This is a genomic window from Tranquillimonas alkanivorans, from assembly GCF_900115595.1.
GTDB classification, from domain to species: domain Bacteria; phylum Pseudomonadota; class Alphaproteobacteria; order Rhodobacterales; family Rhodobacteraceae; genus Tranquillimonas; species Tranquillimonas alkanivorans.
Genome location: NZ_FOXA01000018.1, coordinates 13,670 through 38,254 on the forward strand (window position 1 = coordinate 13,670; position 24,585 = coordinate 38,254).

Sequence of the window (24,585 nt, forward strand, 5' to 3'; positions counted from 1 at the left end):
TTAGCCCTTGCTGCCGCGCAGCCGCGGGTCGACGAAAACGTAGAAAATATCGATCAGTAGGTTCAGTGTGATGAATATGATCGTATAGGAGGCAACGATTCCTGTGGTCAGCGGCATGTCCCGGACGCTGATAGCCTGAAAGAGCAGGGTGCCGATCCCGGGCCAGGAGAATACCACCTCAACGATGATCGACCCGCTGATGAGTGCGCCCAACTCAAGGCCAATGATCGTAACTACCGGTATCGCGGCATTTGGGAGAAGGTGCCGGCGAACAATCGCTCGGCGGCTCATGCCTTTGGCCACCGCAGTGAAGACGTGTTCTTCCTGCCCGGCGTCGATCACCGAGGCGCGCGTGATGCGGGATATAATCCCAATCATTGCCAACGCCAGTGTCAGCGCGGGAAGGGCCAGGTAACGAAATCCTTCGTATAGGGCATCCCAAGAGCCGGAGAGTAACGCATCTAGCGTCACGAAACCGGTGATCTCGGGCACGGTGACCCCGTAGGGCAGCTGCCCGCTGGAGGGAAACAGGTTTAGATAGCCGGAAAAGAACAGCACCAGCAGGATACCGACCCAGAAAGAGGGTGCGCTGACGCCAGAGACAGCAACGACAGAGACCACCGCGTCGACGGTTTTACCCTTTTTCAGCGCGGCTAGAACACCCAAGGGCACCGCCACGACGACCGCCAGGAGCAGGGCATAGAACGAAAGTTCCAGCGTGGCTGGTAGGCGTTCGCCGATAAGTTCAAACACGGGTGCGCGATAGCGATAGGACTCACCCAGATCAAAGCGGGCAAGATTACTCAGAAACTGCCCGTACTGAATCCAAATCGGTCGGTCGAGGCCCCATGCCTCCCGCGTTTCGGCCACCTGTTCGTCGGTAGCGTCATCGGGCAGCAGCAAATCCGCCGCGTCCCCCGGCGCCAGGCGCAGCAGGCCGAAGATGGCCATCGTAACCAGTAGAAGCACTGGTATTGCGCCTAACAGCCTCGTTGTTATCAGGTGTAGCAAGTGCCCGTTCCCCAAGGTTCTCCAACGAAATGCGAAAAAACCGGCCTGCACCCGAAACGCAGGCCGGTTTAGAGAGACGTCTTACATCTCGACGTCGGCTAGCCACACCTCGCCGTCGGCGCTGGCCTCCCAGTCAATACCCTTCTGTACGCCATGTACCAAGCGGTGCGACCACATGAAGAACATCGGCACTTCCTCGGCAATTAGCTCGGCTGCCTCTCGGACCACTTGGCAACGCTCATCGGGATCTAGGGTCTGGCGCTCCTTCTGAAGCAGTGCGTCGAGCTCCGGGTTGGAATATCCAATCCGCTGCGTCACGTCCGTCTCAAGGTACTGCGAAAGCGGCTCGGAGGGGTCGAGAAAGAGGCCGCGTCCAAGGTAGTACATCGGCAGTTCGCCGTTCCGCATCGCGGCGGTCAGGTTGGCATATTCCGGAACCTGGAGATCGACTTGGAAGCCCACCTCTGTCAGCATCTGCGTCACAATCTCCGAAACTTGGCGATCGGAGATATAGCGCCCGGATGCTGTCATGAACTCAATTTCCGGACCGCCGTCTTCGTAGCCAGCCTCGGCCAATAGGCGGCGGGACTCCTCGGGGTCATAGTCGATTATGTAGTCGAGCGGTCCCGTGTAACAGATCTGCTGCTCGCCCAGTGGACCGTCCAGCCGGTCGGCTAGTCCCATGAGAAAGCGATCGATAATCAGGTCTTTGTTGATCGCATGCGCCGCGGCCTGCCTGACCCGGACATCGGTCCAGGGCTCAAACTTTGGGTTGAACGCAAGGAACATCTGCTCAATGGATGGACTCTCTACCAGCTTGACCGAATCGTTCCCCTCCAGCCGCGATACGAGTTGCGGCGGGATGAGGCGGGCGATTTGCACCTCGCCGTTCATCAGTGCGGTGACGCGCTGTTCGGCTTCACGGATTTGGCGGTAGACCGCGGTGTCCGGCGCGGATTCGGAGGTGCCGGGGAAGTCAGCGTTCTTCTCGAGCGCGATTTCCTGATCCAGCATGTAGGATTTGAGCTTATAGGGTCCCCAGCCGTGGGCTGCTTCCTCGTCTGGATTTTCATGGGCGTCCGCCAACTCAGCACTTGTGATGATGAAGCGGTCGAAGATGTAGGAGAGGAGGGACGCTAACGGTTCCTTGGTCACGATCTCGAACGTATGGTCGTCGATCGCGCGGATCGTCTCGACCTCGCTGAAGATGTTTTTCTGGATGCTATCGGGATCGTTCATAACGCGATCGTAGGAGTGCAGAACGTCCTTCGTCGTCGGGCCCGACCCACCGTCGTGCCGGACTAGGTCTTCGCGCAAGTGAAAGCGCCAGGTGTTCGGATCGACCACCTCCCAGTCGTCCACAAGGATCCCCTGGTACTCTTTCTCGGCGTAGTTGTAGCGCCCAAGGCAACCATACGTCTGGCACCACACGGAGTACATCTGTGCGTTGCTCTCGGCATAAGGCGTCGGGGAAGTCATCGGGAAGGTACTGGTCACCATCAGCAGCTTCTCGTCCTGCGCCACGACGGGCGCGGCGAACCCGACGGCGCCGGCGGCCGCCATCATGCCGGCCAGAATACTTTTTTTCTTCAGTAGCATTGTATTTCTCCCTTTTCGTTGGTGAGGCGCGCCCGTTTAGCCGAGCATCTTTTTTGTTAGATATCTACGTTTTTGCTGTTGCTTCGCTTTGTCCGGCGCTCTGCTCGTATTTCCTCGAGCGTCCGGCCGCTCAGGCGGAGCTCGCTTCCACTCCGCCGGCAACGTTGCCGTCGGCCGCGGAAGCGGCGCCGATGTCCCAGAAAACGCCGGACATCATCGCAAGCCCGTCCTCGTACAGTTCTAACAGCCCGTGTTCGTCCGGTCCGTGCTGGCCGCATCCGCCGTAGCTCTGCGGCAGCCACATGACCGGCACGCCGAGCGTCTGCTTGAAATACTCCGAGGGTCCGGAGGCTCCGATGGTCGGAATGATATTCGGCGCCTGCGCCATGGTCTTTTCCATTGAGGAGGCGACCAGCTTAACCCAAGGGTCATCTGGATCCGTGCGCGAGGGCGGAAACATGTCGCGTTCTGAGACAAGCTCTACCGCAACCTCCGGAAAACCTTGTTCATCCAGATGCCGTCGGAGTGCGGGAGCCACGTCCTCGGCACTTGTGTCGACGGTGTGGCGCAGTTGGATCCGCGCCTTCGCCACTCCTGAGACTGCTGGCACTGGATTTTCCGGCTGGCCGCTGATCGTAGACAGAACGATCGCACTGTTCCACGCGTAGATACGTTCCGCCCGGCTCATGCCCGGTTCGCCCCACCCTTCGTCGGGCACCGGTGCGCCGGGCAGGTCCTTAACACGCACTGCCTGGCTCGCCTCGCGCACCGCCTGCGGCACATGCTTGGGCCGCCAGCCGTCAACCATGATACGTCCTTCGCGCGAGATAATGGTCGAGATCGCGTGAGATAAGACCACCGCGGGGTCCTTAAGTAGGCCGCCCCAGTGACCGGAATGATGGCTACCCTCCCGCAGGTCGACAACGAGATCGACGGACAGGCCGCCCCGGGTCCCGAGTGTGATGTCGGCGACGTCCATGTTCTGGCGCGGGCCATCGAGCGCAATAAATACGTCTGAAGCCAAAAGCGCCTTTCGATCGGTAAGAAACTGCGCAAGCCCCGGCGAACCGGCCTCCTCGCCCATCTCGATTAGAACTTTGGCGTTGAAGCCGAGGGCCCCGCGCTCCTCAATCACAGCACGGAGCGCGTCGATTGCAATTAGATGCTGGCCCTTGTTATCGACCGTGCCCCGCCCGTAGACGCGGTTTCCCTCTATTTTCATTGCCCAGGGATCCAGGTCCTCGCGCCAGCGCTCTGGCATCGCTCGCACCACGTCACCGTGACCATAGACCAGCACGGTCGGCAGGTTTTTTCCCTCAATCCGGCGGGCGACGAGGAAGGGTCCGTGCTGTGGCAACGGGTTGTCGAAGATGTCGATGGTGAAGCCCATCTTCTCCAGATACGGCCCCACGGCCTCATGGCAGTAGCGCTCCAGCTCCGACTTGCTCAGGGGCGGATGGCTCTCGCTCCGCACTGCCACGAGGCTGCGAAGCGTATCCAGAAACTCTCCTGAGGTAAGGTAGCTGCGTCCCCGCGCAATCGCCCTGTCCCGCGCCGTGTCCTGCATGTATCTTCCCTTTTTCCTTTCTGCCTCTGACGTCCCGGCGTTCGCTCCATTACCCGGAGAGGCGGAATACCAGCGGGTTCACCTTGGCTTCTGCGCTTCAATGATCTCGACCATTCGGTTGAGCGCGCGCGTTAAGTAGCTGCGGTAGACCTCCACGGCTCTTTCCGCGTCTCCCGCTTCGATTTCTTCGAGCACGGAGCGCAGCAGGCCTATGGTGTGGAAATGCTCTTCCCGTGAAGTAGTACGGTAAAGGATTACGCGGATGTAGTTGATCCGGCTTAACAGAGCCTCCAGCATCCGCGCTGCGACATGATTGCCACCGCCCTCCCAGATACGCTGTACGAAGCGGCTGAGCACGCGGGTGTAATCCTCGCCGTCGCGTATTGCTTCCCGCTGCGCCTGCTCCAAAAGTTCCGCCATCGCCTCAAGGTCGGAGGCTGCGCCTTTCTCAATGTACCGGCGTAGAAGCTCGGATTCGAGTATAAGGCGAAGGTCAAAAATATCGCGAATTTCATGGGCGGTGAGCTCCGCCACGACAAGGCCCCTGCTGCTTTCCCGCCGCACCAGTCCTTCGGCCTCCAGAAGGCGCAGCGCCTCCCGAACCGAGGTGCGACTGACGCCGGTATCCTCGCAGATACGGCGTTCAATTAGCGGCTCTCCCGGGCGATAATGCAGGGACATGATGGCTTCACGAATAACATGGGTCGCCTTGTCCCTAAGGGTCTCCCTGTCCGTCCTGACGAGCATTTCCACTGGCATCTCCTACTGCAGCGGCAAAGCGGATGTGAGCGCAGCCCGGATCAAACCACCGGCTCCATCTCGTCGCGCACAGTGTTCTTCTCCAACGCCTCAACGTCAGGCACGGGCCGCCGTGTGTGGGGGCTCTCGGCCAAGACCTGTTCCACTGCGCATGCGATGTGCAATAGCTTGAGATCCTCATTGCGGCGTCCGACGAGCTGGATACCGAAAGGCAAGCCGTGCCGATCGACGCCGCAAGGAATGGAAATTGCTGGATGATTCAGCAGAGTGATCGCGTAGGTGAGCCCCACGTATTCGAAATAGTTGGCCATCGGACGGCCATTGACCGTGGCCGGGTAGACCTCGTGCTTGGGCCAAGGCGACACGCCAACGGTCGGGGTAATCAGAATGTCGAACTCTTGGAAGAATGCTTGGGCGCGGCGATAGATCTCTGTCTGCTCTGCAAGTGCGAGGCCGACGTCGCGGATCGAGAACCGCGAAGCATGTTCAAGGTTCTGAGCCACAAGGCGACCCCACTGGCCGGGCCGCTCGCGCTCCTTCTCGGCGTACATGCCAATGTAATGCGAAGCGCGCAGCACTTCGTAGACATGCTGCACATTGCCCATGTCGGGATGAGCCTGATCGACGCTGCGAAAGACGCTGCCGAACGCACCAAGCCGCTCCCGGAACGTTCCGCGCAGGTCGTCTTCGATCGGTGCGAAGCCCAAGTCCTCGGAAATGGCGATCTTGAGTGCGGAGATGTCAACAGGCCGGTCCAGCGACCAGTCCACCAGTGAAGCGAGAGGATCTCTCGGATCCGATGTCGCCATGGCCTTGAGCATCATCAGAGCGTCTTCTGCCGTGCGGGCCATCGGCCCTTGGACAGGGAAGTGGGTCGTGCCGATGGATCGCTTGTCTGATGCCACAACACCTGCCGTCGGACGCATTCCCACTACGCCGCAATATGATGCCGGGATGCGCAAACTGCCGGCATTGTCGGATCCGTGCGCCAGTGGCATCATGCCGGTGGCCAGCGCAATGGCCGATCCGCCAGAGGACCCGCCGCAGGTGCGCGACGGCTCAAACGGGTTGCCGCTGACGCCGTAAACCGGATTAAAGGTATTGCCGCCCGCCCCGTGTTCCGGTGTGTTGGTCTTGGCGAAGATATTCGCCCCCTTGTCCCGGAGGTTGGCAACAAGCGCCTCGTCGGCCTCAGGCACATTGTGCCGGAACATTTCGGAGCCGAAGGTCGTGGTCAGGTCCTTTGTCTCTACCAGATCCTTTATGCCGACTGGGAGGCCATGCAGCGGCGGCAGCGGCGCCCCCTCCAAAACCCGCGCCTCGGCTTCCTTAGCTCGCGTCCGCGCCGCCTCGTACGCGATCGCGACGACCCCATTCACCGGAGGGTTGACCTTCTCGACCCGGGAAAGGCAGGACTCCAGCAGTTCCACTGGTGAAAGCTCCTTGGTGCCGATCTTGCGGCGCGCCTCGGAGGCAGTCAGATCACAGGCCTGCATTTGTTGGCTCCTTCCCCTTCGGACGCCGGTTCGTCCTCGTTTTGTCACGCCTGGAGCATCTTCCGGCGCTGGATCGGTCTTTGTATACATCGACCGTGCTCTAGCCTCCGATCTCGAGTCAATCATTAATTATGTTCTACGTCGATTTCTCCGTTGGCTTGCCGTTTTGACCTCCGGCGGCGGCAAAAGTGCATGCGCCTGCGCACTCGAGACCCCGGTCGAACGTGATCGAGCGGCGCGCAGGTTGCGGGAGAGGTGCCATGACATCCATCAGCCGGTTCATCAGATGCGTGGTGCTGCGGTCGTTGTTGCGGAAGAAAACCAAAAGTTTGCCACGGCGCTTGCGGATCGCAGAACCAGACGTCGGTTCCGATCCCCGGCTTGAGCTTACGCCAGTTCCGGAACTCGAGACCTCGGTCGAACGTGATCGAGCGGCGCGCGGGTTGTGGGAGAGGTGCCATGACATCCATCAGCCGGTTCATCAGATGCGTGGTGCTGCGGTCGTTGTTGCGGAAGAGGACGGCGAAACGGGTTTTGCGTTCTATGAGCGAGGCGACGTTCGCGTTGCCGTGGGCGCGCTCGAAGATCATCAAATCGCCTTCCCAGTCGCCGAACATCTCGCGCGACGAGACGTGTTTCGGACGTTCATGGATGGATCGATCTGGCGGAAAGACTTGGCCGCGCGGTCTGCGGGCATATCGCGGCTGGCGCTTCTTGCGACGGCTGGGCAGATAGCGCGCCAGTTCAGCGGATCGGCCATCGGGGCCGTAGACGTAGGCATAGATCGTCTCGTGGCTGACCCGGACAGGAAGGCCTTCATAGCCCAGGCGACCGGCGATCTGTTCCGGCGACCAGCCTTCTTTCAGTTGCGCGACCACCGCATCGCGGAGCTCTTCCAGGCGCACCAGCTTGCGCCGTCGTGTCCGCCTGGCATCTGCATACCGTTGCGCATTCACCCCGTAGTAGCCACTGAGGTAAGTCAGTTCGTCGTCTTCGAAGCGATTGCGGCGGATCTCGCGGTAGACGGTCGAACGGTGCCGCCCGATTTCAGCGGCGATCCTGCTAACCGGAATCTTCGCGTTCAACATTTCCTCGATGGCGCGCCTCTCGCGCAGGTCCAGCTCTATGTGGGCCACTGTCCGTTCTCCTTGCTTTTCCAGCAGGATAGGGGAAATGTCGCAACGCAGTTTAGAATGTGCCCCTCAGCGCGCCGAGCTTCGCGTAAGCTGTGTTATGTTTCGCGAAGGATGAGCCCATGCCGAGGTCGCGCGAGGGAGACGGATCAATGCCGCCGGCAAAGGCGCGCAAGCGCGGCAGGACCGTCGTGATCCTCGAGAGCGACTTCATTGAGGCCGAGGATCTCCGCGAACGCTGCGAGGAGTTGGGGTTCACGGTGCTCCGGGTGGCCTCGCGCCCGGCCGATGCCTTCGAGTCGATCCTCCGTCTTCGCCCCGATTACGCCCTGATCGACTGCCAGCTCGGGGCCGGGCTCGACGGAATGATGATTGTCCGGCTCGCCGAGTCTCGCGTGCCGGAGACCCGCTTCCTGATCATCGGCGAGATGAAGACATCGGATAGTCCAGGGGTAACCCGCCTCGTCCTGGCGAAACCGGTCACCGATACAGGTCTCCGGCTGGCGATGGGGGCCGAGGCCTGAGGGCGTGCGGCACGCTCAGGCCAGCCCGCAGCACGCCAGGGGAGCGCCGTCGAGGCGGTGCACCAGCAGGAACGCGAAGTTGCGCTTGGGCTGGTCCGGATGCCGCCGCACCTGGAGCGCCAGTCCGTCCCTGTCCGGCGCACCGCGGCCGAGGAACGCCAGCACGTCCCGCAGGTCCTGTTCGAGATGAGGGTCCATCGGATGCTGTCCCAAGCGCCGGCCGTCGCGAGACGTCTGCCACGTCCGGCCGGTGTGCGCGACCCCGCCTACCGCGTCAGGGCGGCGAGCGCGTCTCGAAGATCGGACACCCGAAGCGGCTTGCGCAGGAGCCGGTCGGGGCCGCTCCCGGCGATGCGCCGCAGCTTCTCGGATGACGTGGTGGCGGCAAGGAAGATGACGCCGATCCCGGGATGGCTCCGCCGCAGGGTCTCGGTCACCTCGACGCCGTCCGAGCCGTCCGCGAGCTCCATGTCGGTGATCAGGACCATCGGGTCGAGGTCCGCGAACTTCCGGCGGGCCTCGGCCGCGCTCGTCGCGGTGCCCAACACCCGGCACCCACACTCCCGGCAGATGTCCTCGAGGTCGAGCGCCAGGAGCGCTTCGTCTTCAACGATTACGACGTTCGGTTCGGTCATTTCGGCTGCTCGCTTCCGATAGGCAACGGGAAATCTGCTCCTGTCGTTCCCGGCCTCGGCGCGAACGTGATCGCGCGTGGCACATTCGTTGCTGCTCCGCCCGAACTTGATCCAGGTCAGGGCACCCCGGCGGCCCGCCCGCCAGTCTGGCCGCGAAAGGCATCCTCATGAAGCTGTTGATCATCCTGGCACTTTTTGCCGCGGTCGCCGGCGGCGCCTTGGGCGTCTGGCGTGCGGCGGATTATCGGGCGGACAGGACCGAATGGGCGCGCCTGACCGCGGCGCAGCCGGCCGCGCCGAAGCAGTTCGATCCGGCCATGGTGGCGGAGCTTCCCGACCCTGCCCGACGCTACTTCACCTGCACTATCCGGCCGGGCACGCCGCTTTTCACCGTGGCCGAGATCGAGATGACCGGCCGGTTCAGTCTCGGAAGCAAGGAGGCGCCGAACTACCTCGACATGCGGGCGCGCCAAATCCTTGCGGCACCCGAGGGCTTCGTCTGGGCCATGGAGGCAAGCGGCGGCGCCATGCGCGTGGCTGGCTCCGACAGCGGCCGCTGGACCCGGTTCTGGCTCTGGGGGATCGCGCCGGTCGCGCGGGGCGACGGCGAGGACCACCGCCGATCCGCCTTCGGCCGCACTGTGGCGGAGGCCGCCATCTGGACCCCGGCGGCGCTGCTGCCCAGCCCCGGTGTGCGCTGGGACGCGGTGAGCGCGGACCGGGCACGGGTGACCGTGACCCATGAGGGGCTGGAGCAGGCGGTCGAGATCACGATCGACGACGAGGGCTGCCCCCACGAGATCCGGCTGGAGCGCTGGAGCGACGTCAATTCCGAGAAGACCTTCCGTCTCCAGCCATTCGGAGGCCGCCTGCTCGACTTCGCCTGGTTCGACGGGTTTCGGCTGCCAACCCGCGTGGAGGCGGGCAACCACTTCGGCACCGAGAGGTACTACCCCTTCTTCATCGCCGATGTCGCGAAAATCCGGTTCCCCAAGCGGTTGCAATTGACGTCCGGGAACTTCTCTGTAGGGAGACCGTCCCGTCCCGTTGCCGGTTCGGAGTCCTCATGTCACTGCTTGCCACGACCGCCACAATCCTCACGATCTTCGGCTTCTTCGCGAGCTTGACCGTGTTCCGCGTGGTCGTCAGCCGCCGGCGCGGCCGCGCAACAAGCACACCTTCTTCGCTTGGCCGGAACGCTCCTAAAGGTTCCGGCGACAACCAGCCCGACGAAAACTCTCCATCCTGACCCCACGCTCCGGGCCGCCTCAGTGAGACCGGCTCGACCGGTGGGAGGTGCCTTTCCACGCGTGATTGGAGGTGTCCCCGAACGGCGCTTCCCAATGCTGCGCCGGAACGGGAAGGACTTCATGGCGCCTCCTCCATGCAGGCGCGGTCTGTCGCCCGGAGGAGAACGCGTGTAGGCATCGCGCGCGGTAGCGAGTCGATCGTGGGGCAGGCCCACCCGGAGAAGACTTGGCCGTCGTGGTCGTCGAGGGTGGCTGCATTGCAGCCGAAGGTGGCCTCCCGCCCGGCCGACGTCTTCGAGGCGATCCTCTGCGCCCAGGCTACGCCCTGATCGATTGCAAGCCGGGGCCGGTCCCGACGCGATGATGATCGTGCGGCTGGCGGCGACGCGGGTGCCGGAGACGTGGTTCCTGATCCTCGGCGCGGCGGATGCGTCAGGCGGCTCGGAGCCGTACGCTGTCATGCAAAGCCTCTCACAATGCGCACCTACGTCTGGTGTAGGATCTTGAGAGCAGCGTTCAGGCCGCCCCATCGGGTAGATCAAAACGCGCCAGCGCGCGTTGGCGCGCCTCCGGAGTGAGGCCGCCGTCGCTTATCAGCGGCAGCGTCTCTGCCGGCAGATCAGGGCGATAGATGACGCGATAGCCGAGATGCCTCAGCGCGGCCTTGGTTGCTCGCCGCTCCGATCCGGCGAGAGGGCTGCCGTCAGGCGATGAACCAGGACGAGTGCGAGTTCGCGCGTGGGTCGATCAGGGTGTCGCCGCACCTGGAGCGCCAGTCCGGCGCGTCCATGATGGAGGCCAAGATACGCCAGCACGTCCCGCAGATCCCGCTCGAGTTGGACGTCCATCCGTTGTTCTCCCTCTGGGCTCCCAGACCATAGATCACGGAGGCTACACACGCGATCCCGGATGCCGCGAGCGAACCATTCGGATTGACAGGCGGCGTGCCGCCGGCGCCACAGTCTGACGTGCCCGAAATTTAGGCAGGTCGAGGAAAACCCTTTGCCACTGTAGGGTTGCCTCTCTCGGATGCTACCTGTCCCACAGCTTGTCCACAGAATCCGGGGACAGATCGGACGCCCCGCTGTTCGTCTCTCGTCTCCCGCATCCCGGAAGGTCCCGCCTGGCACCGGATAGAAGGCCCGCGAATGTGGCTTCGCAGCACATCCGCAGGCTTAACTTTCATCTTGGGTCCATACCTACGGGAAGGGACGTCGCTCAAGGGGGAACGCAGGCTTCAGATCGCCTACGCCAGCACCGCAATCGGGCCGCAATTAACCGGGAGCATCGGGGCGTTGCTGAAGGTCTCACGGGCCAACAATGCGCGGGACAGCATCACTGGGCTGCTCATCAACAATGATCGGCTGTTCTTTCAGGTGCTTGAGGGGCCGGAGGACCGTGTCACGGCATGTTTCAGCGGATCGAACGCAATCCCCGGCATAGCGAGACGTTACCGAGCGCAGTTTGCCCGAGTGGCAGATGGGCTTCGCAAGGTCAGAGGAGCTGAGCAACGGCGCGCAGAGATCTGTGCACTCGTTCCTGACGCTGCGGGCCGGCGAGGACGAGGCGCTGGGTTCTGATCCGGCAGATCAGAGCCTTTCGCAGAGCGCTCTCGCGACGCTGCGCTGAGCGGCGAGATACTCGGACAGGCCGCCGGGTAGATTGGCGAGATCATTGCCCTGAACCCCTCGGGCAAAAGTTTGCGGCGATGGGCGGAGGAGACTTTTGATCGCTCCCGCCTGTTGGACTGACGGTCCGGTTGGCACCGCCCCACATCCGGCAAAGGACTTGCCTCTCGGCCTCATCCTTTCCCCTCCGCGGCGGCGGCCCAGAGTTGAACATTGTCGCGGATATAATCAAAGATCGACCGCGAGGGGTGGCCGAGCATGCGCTCGAGATCGGGCGCGACCTCCGCGGCTTGGCCAAAGCTCAGCCCCACATGCAACAGGGTCTGCACCGTCACGAGGCCGGCCGGGGCACCGCGGGCCCGCAAGTGGCGAACATATCCCGGCACTGAAGCGCGCTCATAGACAATTTTGCGTCCCGTCGCGCGGCTCAGCGCCGCGGCCACCGCGTCGAACGTGACCGCGTCGGGACCGGTCAATGTATAGCTCCGGCCGAGATGCGCCTCGGGGTGCGACAGGCACAGTGCCGCAGCCGCGCCAAGATCCCGTAGATCGAGAAAGGCCACCCGACCGTGCCCCGCCGGCACGTAGAGGCGGTTTTCCTCCCGGATGTCGCGAAGATAGGCGTCTTCGAGGTTCTGTGCGAAGAAACCAGGCCGCAGGATCGTCCAGTCGCCGGGTCTCGCCCTCAACCGCCGCTCCACGGCGGCATGCGGCAGAAGCGGGTTCCGCTCCGCCCCGGCGACCGACAGGAACACGATGTGTCCGATGCCGAGGCGCCGAGCCATGTCGATGAATGGGCCGAGGGTCTCGTCGATGTCGGCAATTGCCGGAGGGCGGAGCAGGAAGACGCCCTGCGCCCCGTCGAGCGCCGGCTCCCAGGTACGGGGGTTGCGGAAATCCAACCGAACCTCCCCCGGGCGGCGCGGCTCTCGCACTCCGGCCCGCGAGGGCGCGCCGGCCGAATACAGGGCGCGGCGGACCTCTCGCCCCGATTTGCCCGAGGCCCCGGTGATCAGGAAAGGATTCTTGATCGCCATTGGCATGAAGTAGCGCGTCACTGTGATGCGTCGAAGCGCGATTTGCCGCTTTCCGGCTGCGATCCCCTGCCTTTGGCGGCTTCGCGGTGGCATGTCGGATCTTAATCGGCATAATTGCGGCACGACATGATAGCATGGGCAGGAACATCTTTGCCCGGAGGGACGTATGCATTGGGCAGAGCACGACACGGAGCATCTCGACCGGATCGGCGGCTGCGGCACCTACGAGTGGCGCGTGGCGGAGAACCGGCTGACTTGGTCGGCGGGCCTGGTGCAGCTCTACGGCCTCGACCGCGCGCCGACGGCCGAGGAGGGCTTCACGCGGCTGGTGCACCCGGACGACCGCATGCGGGTCGAGGCGGAAACCTCCTGCTTTCTGGAGCGCGGCGGCAGCTACGAGCACGAGTTCCGTATCGTCCGGCCCGACGGCGAAGTCCGGCACATCCACGACCGGGGCGCGATCGAACGCGCGGCCGACGGCACACCGCTGGTGCTGCGCGGGCTCAATGTCGATGTCACGCGAGAGCGCCAAGCCCAGGCATCGCGGCACGACGCCCGGCTGAACACCGCCCCGGGCGTAGGCTTCTACGAGTTCGACATCGCCCGGGGGCGCTCCTGGTGGTCTGGCGAGATGTTCCGCATCCTGGACCTGGACCGCGCCGAGGCGGTCGACCCCGACGCCGTGACCCGGGCGCGGGTCGTCAAGGAGGACCAGGCGCGCTTGCGCGCGCTCCAGGAGGCCGCCAGCCGCCGGCTCGGCCCCTTCGAGATCGAGTATCGCATTCGCCGCCGCGACGGCAAAATCCGCTGGCTGCGCGACCGCGGTGAAACGCTTGGACCGCTCGACCCGGTGACAGGTCTGGCCTGGCAAGTCAAAGGGACCGTTATGGACATCACCGAGCAGAGGAGCGACGCTCCGGGGACGCCCGCCGGATCGGAAACCTTTCGCCAGGTGATCGAGGCGGCGCCCTTCGGGATCTGCGTCATCGACGCCGAGTTCCGGCTGATCCAGGTCAGCGCCGGCGCGGCCCCCGTCTTCGCGGGGATCGAGCCGCTGATCGGGCGCGATCTCGGCGAACTTCTGCGGATCATCTGGCCCGAGCCCTTTGCCTCCGAGGCCATCGCGCAATTCCGGCGCACGCTGGAAACCGGAGAGCCCTACCACGCTTCGGCGACGCGGGAGCGACGCCACGACCGGGACGCGGTCGAGACCTACGAGTGGAAGCTGGAGCAGATCCACCTGCCCGACGGCCGGCCCGGCGTCGTCTGCTACTTTTACGATCTCACCGCGCGCGCCACGCAGGAGGCCGAATTGCGGGAAAACGAGGAGCGTCTGGAGCTGGCCTACGAGGCCGCCGGCATGGGCGCCTGGGATCTCGACCTGACCACCGGCGGAGCCATCTGGACGCCGCAGCTCTACGCGCTCCTCGGTCTCGACCCCGACCGGCCGGCCTCCTCCGAGCTCTTCTTCGAGCATGTTCATCCCGACGACAGGGACCAGCTCCGCGCCGCGTTCGAGCGCGCGATCGAGACCGGCGGGATCTTCGAGGCCGGCTTCCGGATCAGGCGCGCAGACGGAGCGCTGCGTCACGTCGCCGGGCGCGGCCGGATCGTGGCCCGGCAGGCCGGGCGCCCGGTGCGCATGATCGGGGTCAATTTCGACATCACCGACCGGCGCCGGATGGAGCGCAAGGTGCGCGACAACGAGCGGCAGCTCCGGCTGATCCTCGACAACGCGGTCGCCTTCATCGGCGTGCTCGATCTCGATGGCACGCTGCGCGAGGCCAACGCGACCGCACTGAAGGCCGGCGGCCTCTCCCGCAAGGAGGTGATCGGCAAGCCTTTTTGGGAGACTTATTGGTGGTCGCACGACCCTGAGGTCGCGGAGCGGCTGCGCGGAGCGGTCGCCACGGCGGCCCGCGGCGAGGCCGTGCGATACGACGAGGTCGTCCGAATGCGCGGCGAGAGCCGCATGACGATCGACGTGTTGCTATCGCCGATCTTCGACGACGATGGCGGCGTCCGGCAGATCGTGGCCTCCGGCTTCGACATCACCGAGCGCGAGAAGGCCATGAGCCACGTCCAGCTTTTGATGCGCGAGATCAACCATCGCTCCAAGAACACGATCGCCCTGATCCAGGCGATCGCGCGGCAGATCTGGCGCGCCACGCCAGAGGATTTCTTCCCGCGCTTCGAGAGCCGCTTACGGGCGCTGGCCGCCGCGCACGACCTCCTGGTCAACGACGACTGGGACGGCGCGCTCCTCGAGGATCTCGTCCGCGCGCAGCTCGCGCATTTCGGCGACCTGATTGGCACGCGGATACACCTGAGCGGTCCCCGGGTCGGCGTGACCGCCGATGCCGCGCAGGCCCTCGGCATGGCCTTCCACGAGCTCGCGACCAACGCCGGAAAATACGGCGCGCTCGCCAACGAGGAGGGGCAGATCGACATCGCTTGGTCGGTCGACGGCGAGGCCGAGGAGGGCGGGATTCTCACCCTTTCCTGGACCGAGCGGGGCGGCCCCCCGGTCGCCGCGCCGGAGCGGAAGGGCTTCGGCAGCATCGTCCTCGATGCAATCGTCCGCAGCACGCTTGCCGGCGAGGTGGAGATCGCCTATCCGCCGGAGGGGCTGCGCTGGCGGCTCACTTGTTCGGACAAGTGCCTGCTGTCGTGACGGACCCGGGCGCACCTGCGGCGCTGCGCTCTGTGGCAGCCTCGCCCCCCTCGGACGCCCGCTCCCTGTGGAAGACATAGGCGCTCGAGGCCAGGATGATCGCCGTGCCGAGACAGGTCAGCGCGTCGGGCAGGTCCCCGAAGACCAGGAATCCCATCGCAGTCGCGCCCACGATCTCGAGATACTGCACCGGTGCAAGGCGGCTCGCCTCCTCGCGGCCGAAGGCATAGGCGATCATCAGGAAGGTCGCGGCTGCGAGCGCGCCGGCCGCCGCGAGCGCGCCCCAGGCCCAGGCCGGGGCGGCCGCGATCCGCGGGGTTGGCCAGCCGAGGGTTGGGGCGGCGGCCATGGCGAGGGCGAGCAGGCCCGCCCCGCAAAGCGAGGCCCCGAGCTGAAGCGTCAGCGGCGAGCGCGTCCGCGTCGCGCGGCGCATGACGATCATGTTGAGCGCGTACGCCAGCGCGGCCAAGGCCGGCAGCAGGGCCGCGAGGCCGAACTCCGACATCCCAGGACGGATCACGATCAGGGCGCCCACCAGTCCCACGCCGACGGCGATGTAGCGGCGCGGGCCGACCCTCTCGCCGAGCAGGGGCCGGGCCAGCAGGGTCAACAGGAGCGGCTCGACGAAGAAGATCGCGATCGCGGTGGCGATCGGCATGACGTGGAAGGCCGAGATCAAGGAAACCAGCGTCACCGACACGAGCAGGCCTGAGAGCGCCACCAGCGGCGAGATCATCCTGCCGCGCAGCCGGTGCCGCAGGAGAAGCGCCAGCCCGCCGAGGAGCGCAGCCTGGGCCAGGGTCCGCCACAGGGTGATCTCCAGCGGCGATATCACCTCCGTCAGAAGCTTCGAGAGCGTGTCGCCCACCGGCAGCAGGGCCATGGCGAGGCACATCGCCAAAAGGCCTGATCGGCCTGCGGCCAGGCGCAGACGGTGGCTTGGGAAGCGGGCGGCACGAGGCAAGGCGGACCTGAAAAGGCGCTCCACCATCAATACATCTCCGTCACATGGGTGGCCGCCGTCTCGACAACCGGCCCCTGTCCGGGCGTGCAGGACTGTCAGCGAGAGAGGCTGGCGGCCGAGGCGGCCGACGCGACGCCATCGCGTGCCTCACGGGCTCCCTATGCGCCACGGGGCCGCCGGGTCAAGCCCCCTGGCCGGTGAGAGCACCGCTCGCGCACGATGCCGAAGGCGTGACCGGGTCGGACGTTGCGGCAGTGTCGCAAGGCGAGGCCTTCGATGATCTTTCTTTGCAACGCGCCGGAGAAACTCCACCTTCCGACGCGACGCGAGAACAGGGAGTTGGGAGCGCATGCATGGGGATATGCCGGTCTGTGGTCATCGTCGAGGACAATGTCCTGATCGCGCTCGACCTGGCCGATCATTGCGAGGAGCTGGGTCTGCATGTCATGGCGGTCGCGCATTCGGCGGCGCAGGCGCGCGAGCGGTTCGCGGGGCTGCGACCGGACGCGGTTCTGAGCGACCTGGAGTTGGGCGCGGGCCCCGACGGGGCCGATGCCGTGCGTGAGCTGCGCGCGGAACTGCCGGAGATCCGTGTCGTCTTCATCACCGCGGCGACCCGCCGCGCGAGCCTTGAGCGGATGATGGCCCTGCGGCCCGATGCGGTCCTGAGAAAGCCCGTACGGCGGGCGGAGCTGGCCGAGGCGCTCGGCGTGACGCTCCTCCGTCCGTCCCGGTGAGTGGCCCGTCTGCGCGGCCGGTCAGGTCGGAGGCTTCTCGGCCGCCCCGCCCCCGGGAAGGCCCGCACCCGAGATGGCGGGACGCGCCGGCAGGGGCATCGTCATGGCGAAGGTGACGGTGCCGTCGTTCGAATGCGCAGTGAGTTCGCCGCCATGCGCCTTGGCGATTTCCGAGGCGATGTAGAGCCCGAGGCCTAAGCCTTCCCCGCTCGAGCCGGCTTGGCCGCGGTTGAAGGGCTGGAACAGCGAGCGCAGAATCTTGCGCGGGAGCGGGCCGCCGGCATTGGTGACCGAGACCACGAAGCGGCTGTCCCGCTCGGTGGCCCGCACATGGATCGGCGCGTCCGGCGTCCCATGAGTGACGGCGTTGCCGAGCAGGTTCGACAGGAGCTGGCCCATCCTGGCGGGATCGCAGGGCAGCTTTCCGCAGGCGAACTCGGCTTGGATCGTCCGACCGGACGCCGTCTCCGTTTCCGCGACGACCTCCTCGAAGGCGTTGCGGATATCGGCCTCGGGATCGATCTCGACCGGGATGCCGCCGCCAAGCCGGCCGCGCGCGAGGTCGAGGAGGTTGCGGATGAGATCCTCCATGCGCGCCGCGCTCGAGTCGATCTGCTCCACGACCGCGGCGCTGCGCGCGTCGAGTGGCGTGCGCTTGAGCAGTCGCGCGCCAGCCTGGATGGCGGAGACCGGGTTGCGCAGATCGTGGCCCAGCATGGCCAGGAACTCCTCGCGGACGCGGCCGAAGGACCGCTCCCTCCTGAGCTCGCGCCCCTGCGTGGCCAACGCCCGGTGGGTGCCGAGCTGTGCCGCGATGAGATCGGCGAAAAGCGCGAAGGTTTCGAGCACCTCGGGGCTGTTGAGCGGGCGCATCTCCGTGTCGAGGCCGCACAGCGTGCCGAAGAATTCGCCTTCCTCGTCGGCGATCGGCACCGAGATGTAGCTCGTGATGCCGAATTGGCGCAGCTTCCAGTGGTCGCGGTAAAGCGGGTCGGTCGCGACGTCGTCGACGATGATCGTCCGGCCGCAGCCGCGCACCTCGATGCAGAGCGTCGAATTGACGTCGAGCTCGTCGCCGGGCCCGAGGCCGAAACCAAGCCGGTCGAGAGAGGCGCAGGTGATCCAGCGCTCCGGCGTCACTCGCGCGATCGCGGCGAAGCGCACGCCCGTCAGCGCGCAGACGGCTTTCAGAATGCGCGATGTGGACGGCAGGCCGAGGACCGCCGTCACGTCGTCCTGCAGTACTTCGCCTTCCGGCACGATCTCCTTCCCCTCATGGAGAGACTTCGCTCGGTTCCTAAGAGCCGACGGCTCCCGGAAGGAGCTTATCGCGAGACAGCATGTACCCGCAATGAAGCGCTGGAAGATCGGAATAAGCCCGAAGCTGCGCACCAGAGGCGTGCGGCCGGAGAACTCCCGGTGGGGAGCCGCTCTGGAGGCACGAGAGCCGAGGATGCTCGAAGAGCAGCGGGCCCGGCCGGAGGGATATCGCAGTGACGCCGCCCCGGGTCAGGCCTCCTGGTCGTTCATCCTCGTCCACACGGAGTGCAGGGAGGCGGCGAGACGATGCAGGAACTCGGGATCCGCATTCTCCGGATCCGCCAGCTCGTTCTCGGCCAGCACGCTGTCCTCGTCCAGCACCTTGCCCGGCGAGAAGCGACGTAGGGTTCTGCCGGAGCCGATCAGTGCGTCGATCGTCGGGATCAGGTGGCCATCTTGACGGTCGAGTTCCGCACGCAACTTCTCAACGTCAACGTCGAGATGCTCGGCGACCAGGTCGTCGCGGATGTCGAGCACCCGCGCGCGGAACCCGCCGCGCCGGTGCTCGGGCAACATTTCCGCTTCCACGATGAGGTCGCACTCGGTGTCAAAGCCCATCGAGCGGTTGTTCAGGTTGGACGACCCGACGCGCAGCAGCGTGTCATCCGCGACGAGCACCTTGGCGTGGACGTAAATCAAGTTCCCCGCCTCGGTGACGGGATAGTAGGCGCGAAACCGCCCGTGCCGGTCGGCGTGCCACAGCATGTTCAGAAGCTTGCGCCGTGCGCCGTCCATGGGCAGGCGCTGCAGCCAGCCTTCCGCATTCTCCGGCAGGACGAGCACAATTTCCGGCCCGTCAGCCTCGCGGAGGCGCCGCACCAGCGCCTCCGCAAGGGTACGTGAGGCGAGGTACTGGGACTCGATATAGAGCGTGCGCTGTGTGCTCTCAATGGCGGCGAGATAGAGCGCCTCGATCTCTCGAATTTGCTCGTCCTCGTCGAAGGCGGGGGCGGAGCGTGCGATGCCGACCGGGATATTTTCGAAGTCGGGCTCCAGCCCCTCGGGCCAGAGGTCGCGTGGCTGGAGATAATCCTTCGGCACCTCGCGGGTGGCGCGACGCCAGCGATGCCGGGCGATGCCGCCCAGGGCTTGTGCCGCCGGACCGGAGACCAGGGTGGTCGCATCGTGCCAGGCTTTGTAGGAGGCGCCGTTCGGATCCGTACGGCGCGGATCCTCATCAAGGTGCTCGCGCGTGTCCCAGCGGGAGGTCGTCATGTCGATCCCGCCGCAGAAGGCCAGGCTGTCGTCGATCACGATGATCTTCGAGTGATGCGCGGCGCCCTGGGGGTGCACGCCGTCGAGGTGGAAGTGGAGCCGTGGGTCGGTGAGGTAGTTCTTCACGAAGAACGGCATCTGTTTGCGCCCGATCATCTGCAGGCCGCCAAGGTCCCACTTGAGCAGGTAAACGTCGAGGTCCGGACGCTGCCTCGGCAGCCAGTCCAGGAAGGCGCCGAGCGTGACCGGCCCCTCCAGCGTCTGGTGCTCGGGCTCGAACTCGATGCGTGTGTCGAAGTCCCAGCCGATGAGCATGATCGAGTGCTCCGCCAGGAGCATCGCCTGCTTGGCGATGCGGAAAAAATCGGCGGCGTCGACGATGACGCGGAAACGATCCGCCTGCGCGACGCGCCAGCACGTCTCTCCGGGTTCGAGCACCATCAGGTCCGCCTCTCGTTCACGATCGCCCCGCCCGATATCGGACTCGACCCGAGGCTGATGAGCGGCGCGGGTCCGCCTGCCGTTCGGGAAGCCGCGCGCGCCGGGTCTCCACACGACGTGAAAGGCGCACCTCCCCAGCAACGATGTTTCCGCAAATGGCGCCGGCCTTGATCGACCCTCCAATGTCCAGCGTCCTCGACATCTCGTTCCGCGTCTCGCCTCGCTGCCATAAACACGCTCTCCTGCAGGAAAAGAAGCTCTCGATAGTTCTCCCGGTTCCGGCGCCAGAACCCCTCGAAGCGCCCGAATACTCTCGCCCGATCCCGTTCTATCTGCTCGCAATGCAGCGGAGGGCGAGCATGCGGGGAAGACGTGCGAGCTCTTCTCGAAGCGGTGGAGCCCGCGCTTCAGGAGGCCGCGAGCTTGAGCCTGAAGCCCGGCATCTCGGTAACGATCCTGAAGGACCACGTGGTCACCGGCTGCGGCGGGAATGCAGTTGATCCCGACGAGGGCGCGGCAATCGAAAATTGACGCGGAAGCGAAGTAGCGCAGCGACGGCTCGCCGCCCCAGAAAAACTACCAGGACGGTCAGCGATATACATGCCGACTACGGCAGAGGCGACGCGGGAAGCCTTCACCGGACCCGAGGTCGGCCAAATGGCGAGGTGTGCCAAGAAAAGCCCGCGGTGCACCAGACACCGCGGGCGGGGAGGATCTCAGCATGAACGCATGAACACGTCCCCAACCTCCCGGCTTCTCGAAAGTTCCGCCAATCTGCGAGGGCGGTCCGAGCGACCCGCACGGAAAAAGCGTCCGCAGGCACCCTTTCCAGCGGCTTTTCAGCTTATGCTACTGCACGTCGGCCATGTTCTCGAGCTGCTCTTCCGTGGTGTCGACATAGGCGCGCACCATGTCGCCCACCTCGGAGCGCTGCAGCGAGACGCGGTCCTTCGGCAGGGCGACCTCTTTCTCGCCCAACCCCAGAAAACCGCCGACCTCGATGATTAGCTCATCACTCATGACCCGCTCGATCTCGCCGATGCGGTCGCCGGTCCGGTCGTAGACGCCGGTGCCTTCGATTTCGACCGGGTCCAGATCCTCGATGGCGATGATGACGAAGCCGTCCGCCGCGGCCATCTCGGCCTCCGTCTGGACCTGCTGGTCGCGGCTGATTTCCGCCGTCTGCTCTTCCTCGACGACATTCACGTCGGCTTCCGCCTGCTCGACGGCCACGTTGGCGCCTTCGGCGGGCTCCACGCGCACCTTCGCGTCTGCCTGGCTGACGGTGACATCGGCGTCACCGGCCGTGCGCATGTCCACGTTCGGCTCGCCCTGGTCGATGGCGACCTGTGCCTGGTCGGCGGTGGTGACGTTCACCTGAGCTTCGGCCTCGCTTACGCGGACCTGCGCCTCGGCGTCCTCGATCACGATGTTCGGCTCGGGACGCTCGAAGCGCACCACCGGCTCAGGCTGCTGCACCTGGACGTTCGGCTGCTGCTGCGCCACGTTCACGTCCGGCTCCGGCATCTGGATCGTTACCACCGGCTCAGGAATGTCCACCGAGACGGTCGGCTGCGCCTGCTCCACGGTCACGACCGGCGCTTGCTGCTCGACCATGACATCGGGCTTCGACTGGGTCACGGTGATCGTCGGCTCAGGCTGTTCGACGGTGACTTCGGGCGCATTCTGGCTCACCGAGACCTGCGGGTCCGGCACGTCCACCGTCACTTTCGGCTCGGCCTGCTCCACGACGAACTGACCACCGGCCGTCTGAACCGTCTCGGTGCTCACGTTCTCCTCGCCGGCGGCGACGGCACCACGACGCTCGACCTCGCGGAAGGCCATCTCGAACGTGGCCTCGTCATGAATGCGGTTCGCCCCCTCGATGTCGGCCATGCTGGCGTTGCGGATGTCGGCCGCGTCCACGTCTGCCACGAAGCCATCGCCCTCGTAGCGCATGTCCTCCAGACGAATGGGCACCGGATTGCCCTCGGCGGCGATGACGATGACGTAGAGCTGGTCGTCCTGGATCGCGAAATCGCTGATCTTACCCAGCGGCTCGCCGGTCTCCAGTACCACGCGCTGGCCAGCCGCCTCCTGCATCTGCATCGACGAGGCGTCGCCGAATTCCTCTTCCCAGGTCTGGGCAATCGCCGGAGTGCCGAGCAGCGCGATCGCGGCTACGCCAGCCATCAGCTTCGTCTTCGCATTACCCATGGTCTACCTCCTTTTGCCGATATCATCTTCCGCGCACATGACGCAGGAGGATGTGGAAGGGTTCCACGCGTCCTACGTGGAAGTTCATTCCGAACCTTCTTCCAACTCCTGCACAGCATCCGGAGAGAGATTGGTGACGAAGGCGAAATTCGCCATCGCAGCTCTCCCCAGGCCGTTGCGTTCCGCCGTTCCAATCAAAACCTGCCCGCCATGAACCTTCACTTTGCCCTCGTCCGCCACGATGCGGATATTGTCCTTCGGGAGTTCGACCTCCCGCTCCGCGAGGCCGAGGACGCCCCCGATCCCGAAGATGAGCGCGGACATCGTCCCCTCTGGCGCGAGGCTGATATCCTCCACCTCACCGATAGCCTTCCACTCCGATCCGATACCCTTGAAGTACCGCGTCTCGTGCCAGCGGCGGCGGACGTCATCGGCCCCGTCATGCAGCACGTAAAGCGTGCGGCCCACGACATCTTCTGCGTTCACGGCGTCGTGCCAGTGCTGGGAAACAGCGACGGAACCAACCGTGAATGGCAGCGCCAGCAAAATGAGGAGGCTGATCCGGGTCATAAGGCGCTTCTCCATCCTCGTTTCGCCGAACGCGTACAATTCATTCGGGCCGAAAGCCGTTCCAAACCTCCCGCTCCTGCTGGACACGCTCGCGCGGGCTCAGGATTTGAACGCGTCTTCCCAAGCGGAATAGATAAAGGTCGCGGACCAGGTGAGGATCATGAACCCGCCGAGAGATTGCATCATGTTGATCATTCTGATCGGTCCCTCGGCGTCTATCTGGGTGTAGCCGAGCGTGATGAAATTGATGCCGGAGAAATAGATGAGCCCACTCCAGGTCTCTGCGTCTGCCGCGGAGAGGTCGCCCATCGCCGGCCACGTCAGAAGCGCGGCGTAGGCCGCGGCGAACAGGACGATCTCCAACGTGTGGATCGTGAGCAGCCCGATGAAGGTAAGCAGGATGGTCCGGTTCGGACGCCGACCCACGGCACCCTTGAGAAGGTCCAGTCCGCGCAGGCTGACGTGATGGATGGCGCCGAGCAGCGCGACGAGCAAAAAGCCGATCGTGAAGGCCATGAGGTAACGGAGTAGGTGGAGAAAGGGACTTGCCGGCCAGGCTCCGACATGGACGAGTGAAGGAGGCGGCGCCATCTTGTGAAGCGCAGGCGCCGTCAATCTCCTTTACGGCTTCTTCTCGGTGCTGCCCTTGGCCGGTGCTCGGGGTGCCGAGCTTGGAGACGTGCTTTCGTGCGGTGCGGCCCCGGGAGCGGCGAGCTTGGGACCCGTCCGCGGCTCGCTGTGTGGTGCATCGAGCCCAGATGCTCGGTTCGTCGGCGAAGCCCCCGGTGTCGCAGCATCGCCTTTCGGAGGCGTGGTCTTTCCGGGCGCGGTCGGTTCGCTCGACGGTGGTCCGGCGGGACGCCCGGCACCGACCCCGGTGGTGGACGGCGAGGGAACTGTGCCTTGCTCTGTCGCACGAGAGCCGCGGGCGTGCGCGCCTGTCGCTGATCCCGTATGAGATGATCCGGTGCGCGCCGCGTCCGACGGCGGCCGCGCCGGCGCGGTGGGCGAGGCATACGCGGATCGCGCGGCCGGCTGACCCGCGACCGGATCGCGCTGCCGTGCCAGGGGGTCAGCGCCAAAGTCCCGTGGATCGCGCTCATGGCGGCCGTAGCGGACCCGGCGCGGCTCGACATTCGACTTCGGCCCAAAGAACAACCAAGCCAAGCCGATCGCGGTCAGCGCCACGCCCACGGGGCGCTCCCGCATGACTGCGCCGAGCGTCTGTCCGAACTCGGCACGGTTGTCGCGCATGTAGAGGCCGGCGCGGTTCCACGCGTCTTCGAAGGTGAGGCGGTTGAATGCTTCATCCACCGTCTCGCGCAGCCGCGCGCGTTCGGCTTCGATATCTCGCTCAATCTCGCGAGGGGAACGGCTTTCAGTGGCCATGGCTCACCTCCTTCACCGTGTGGGCGTCGCGCTGCACGTTCTTCGCGGTGCGCTTCGGGGCAAGGTTGACGAGCTTGAGCTTGTTCTTACCGGTCAGAAGCAGGATCAGAGCCAGGATCGCCAGCGCGCCGCCGACAATGACCGAGGACCAGCCCGGCCCGACGCCCGCTTGCGTAAGCCACGCCACGAAAGCGGCTGCGAAAACGTTCAGCGCCACGAGGATCAGCACCACTCCGGCGACCATCATTCCGATCGCGGCCATGGCTTGGTTCATGCTTTGCTGCATCTCTGCCCGGAAGAGGTCCATCTCACCGCGCACCATGCTGGTGACGTGCGACATCGCCTCCGTCAGCAACTCCGGCGTACTGCTCCGCGCGCGCGCCTCTCCTGGTTCGTCATGTCGGTTCTCCGCCATCTCG

The 24,585-nt window shown here is 65.1% G+C and carries 21 protein-coding genes and 2 pseudogenes; 6 read left to right on the forward strand and 17 right to left on the reverse strand.

Annotation, left to right across the window (positions count from 1 at the left end):
* The 6 genes and pseudogenes from BM162_RS16880 to BM162_RS16905 all read right to left on the reverse strand — a co-directional run.
* Positions 1-1,026: an ABC transporter permease gene (locus BM162_RS16880; protein WP_342741179.1), complete on the reverse strand. Its 1,026-nt coding sequence runs from the start codon at positions 1,024-1,026 to the stop codon at positions 1-3.
* Positions 1,027-1,092: 66 nt separating this feature from the next.
* Positions 1,093-2,610 (reverse strand): ABC transporter substrate-binding protein, encoded by a 1,518-nt coding sequence (locus tag BM162_RS16885; RefSeq protein ID WP_093424515.1) that lies wholly within the window; start codon positions 2,608-2,610, stop codon positions 1,093-1,095.
* A 130-nt stretch (positions 2,611-2,740) separates the two neighbouring features.
* A complete protein-coding gene (locus tag BM162_RS16890) occupies positions 2,741-4,177 on the reverse strand; it encodes a M20/M25/M40 family metallo-hydrolase (RefSeq protein WP_093424517.1) in 1,437 nt (478 codons plus the stop codon).
* 78 nt (positions 4,178-4,255) lie between these two features.
* Positions 4,256-4,924: a GntR family transcriptional regulator gene (locus BM162_RS16895; protein WP_245759316.1), complete on the reverse strand. Its 669-nt coding sequence runs from the start codon at positions 4,922-4,924 to the stop codon at positions 4,256-4,258.
* Between the two features lie 53 nt (positions 4,925-4,977).
* Positions 4,978-6,432 (reverse strand): amidase, encoded by a 1,455-nt coding sequence (locus BM162_RS16900; protein WP_177215216.1) that lies wholly within the window; start codon positions 6,430-6,432, stop codon positions 4,978-4,980.
* Between the two features lie 329 nt (positions 6,433-6,761).
* Positions 6,762-7,568, reverse strand: a pseudogene (locus BM162_RS16905) (IS30 family transposase); the annotation flags it as partial.
* Between the two features lie 149 nt (positions 7,569-7,717).
* Between BM162_RS16905 and BM162_RS16910 the strand changes: the two are divergent.
* The gene (locus BM162_RS16910; protein ID WP_177215217.1) at positions 7,718-8,089 is read left to right on the forward strand and encodes a response regulator; all 372 of its coding nucleotides are present in this window, start codon (positions 7,718-7,720) and stop codon (positions 8,087-8,089) included.
* Positions 8,090-8,104: 15 nt separating this feature from the next.
* On the opposite strand, the gene BM162_RS16915 is transcribed toward BM162_RS16910, so the two are convergent.
* Entirely contained in the window at positions 8,105-8,287 is a 183-nt protein-coding gene (locus BM162_RS16915) for a hypothetical protein (protein ID WP_093424523.1), read from the reverse strand.
* Positions 8,288-8,355: 68 nt separating this feature from the next.
* Positions 8,356-8,724, reverse strand: coding sequence for a response regulator (locus tag BM162_RS16920; protein ID WP_093424524.1), 369 nt, complete (start codon positions 8,722-8,724; stop codon positions 8,356-8,358).
* 167 nt (positions 8,725-8,891) lie between these two features.
* Between BM162_RS16920 and BM162_RS16925 the strand changes: the two genes are divergently transcribed.
* The 3 genes and pseudogenes from BM162_RS16925 (at position 8,892) to BM162_RS23310 (ending at position 11,603) form a co-directional block, all read left to right on the forward strand.
* Positions 8,892-9,851, forward strand: a complete 960-nt coding sequence (locus tag BM162_RS16925; protein ID WP_218153113.1) for a DUF6544 family protein — start codon at positions 8,892-8,894, stop codon at positions 9,849-9,851.
* Between the two features lie 1,271 nt (positions 9,852-11,122).
* Positions 11,123-11,380: pseudogene (locus BM162_RS23560) on the forward strand (BLUF domain-containing protein); the annotation flags it as partial.
* 58 nt (positions 11,381-11,438) lie between these two features.
* Positions 11,439-11,603, forward strand: coding sequence for a hypothetical protein (locus BM162_RS23310; RefSeq protein ID WP_245759312.1), 165 nt, complete (start codon positions 11,439-11,441; stop codon positions 11,601-11,603).
* Positions 11,604-11,775: 172 nt separating this feature from the next.
* On the opposite strand, the gene BM162_RS16940 is transcribed toward BM162_RS23310, so the two are convergent.
* Positions 11,776-12,732, reverse strand: coding sequence for an NmrA family NAD(P)-binding protein (locus tag BM162_RS16940; RefSeq protein WP_342741180.1), 957 nt, complete (start codon positions 12,730-12,732; stop codon positions 11,776-11,778).
* A 73-nt stretch (positions 12,733-12,805) separates the two neighbouring features.
* On the opposite strand from BM162_RS16940, the gene BM162_RS16945 reads away from it, so the two are divergent.
* Entirely contained in the window at positions 12,806-15,313 is a 2,508-nt protein-coding gene (locus BM162_RS16945; protein ID WP_093424528.1) for a PAS domain-containing protein, read from the forward strand.
* Here BM162_RS16945 and BM162_RS16950 read toward each other — a convergent pair.
* Entirely contained in the window at positions 15,282-16,196 is a 915-nt protein-coding gene (locus BM162_RS16950; RefSeq protein ID WP_245759313.1) for a DMT family transporter, read from the reverse strand. The genes BM162_RS16945 and BM162_RS16950 overlap by 32 nt on opposite strands.
* 452 nt (positions 16,197-16,648) lie before the next feature.
* Here BM162_RS16950 and BM162_RS22915 point away from each other — a divergent pair, with 452 nt between their 5' ends.
* Entirely contained in the window at positions 16,649-17,014 is a 366-nt protein-coding gene (locus tag BM162_RS22915; protein WP_177215219.1) for a response regulator, read from the forward strand.
* Between the two features lie 21 nt (positions 17,015-17,035).
* Here BM162_RS22915 and BM162_RS16960 read toward each other — a convergent pair whose 3' ends face one another.
* From BM162_RS16960 to BM162_RS16990, 7 genes are all read right to left on the reverse strand, one after another.
* A complete protein-coding gene (locus BM162_RS16960; RefSeq protein ID WP_143096191.1) occupies positions 17,036-18,274 on the reverse strand; it encodes a GAF domain-containing sensor histidine kinase in 1,239 nt (412 codons plus the stop codon).
* A gap of 249 nt (positions 18,275-18,523) precedes the next feature.
* The gene (locus BM162_RS16965) at positions 18,524-19,990 is read right to left on the reverse strand and encodes a phospholipase D-like domain-containing protein (protein WP_093424532.1); all 1,467 of its coding nucleotides are present in this window, start codon (positions 19,988-19,990) and stop codon (positions 18,524-18,526) included.
* 849 nt (positions 19,991-20,839) lie between these two features.
* Positions 20,840-22,207 carry a PRC-barrel domain-containing protein gene (locus BM162_RS16970; RefSeq protein ID WP_093424534.1) on the reverse strand — a complete coding sequence of 456 codons (1,368 nt, stop codon included), beginning with the start codon at positions 22,205-22,207 and terminating at the stop codon, positions 20,840-20,842.
* Between the two features lie 84 nt (positions 22,208-22,291).
* Positions 22,292-22,777 (reverse strand): PRC-barrel domain-containing protein, encoded by a 486-nt coding sequence (locus tag BM162_RS16975; RefSeq protein ID WP_177215220.1) that lies wholly within the window; start codon positions 22,775-22,777, stop codon positions 22,292-22,294.
* A 99-nt stretch (positions 22,778-22,876) separates the two neighbouring features.
* On the reverse strand, positions 22,877-23,293 hold the full coding sequence (locus BM162_RS16980; protein ID WP_093424537.1) for an ion channel: 417 nt from the start codon (positions 23,291-23,293) through the stop codon (positions 22,877-22,879).
* Positions 23,294-23,398: 105 nt separating this feature from the next.
* Positions 23,399-24,166, reverse strand: coding sequence for a DUF3618 domain-containing protein (locus BM162_RS16985; protein WP_093424538.1), 768 nt, complete (start codon positions 24,164-24,166; stop codon positions 23,399-23,401).
* A complete protein-coding gene (locus BM162_RS16990) occupies positions 24,156-24,581 on the reverse strand; it encodes a phage holin family protein (protein WP_093424540.1) in 426 nt (141 codons plus the stop codon). The genes BM162_RS16985 and BM162_RS16990 overlap by 11 nt, the downstream gene beginning before the upstream one ends.
* Positions 24,582-24,585 lie beyond the last annotated feature (4 nt).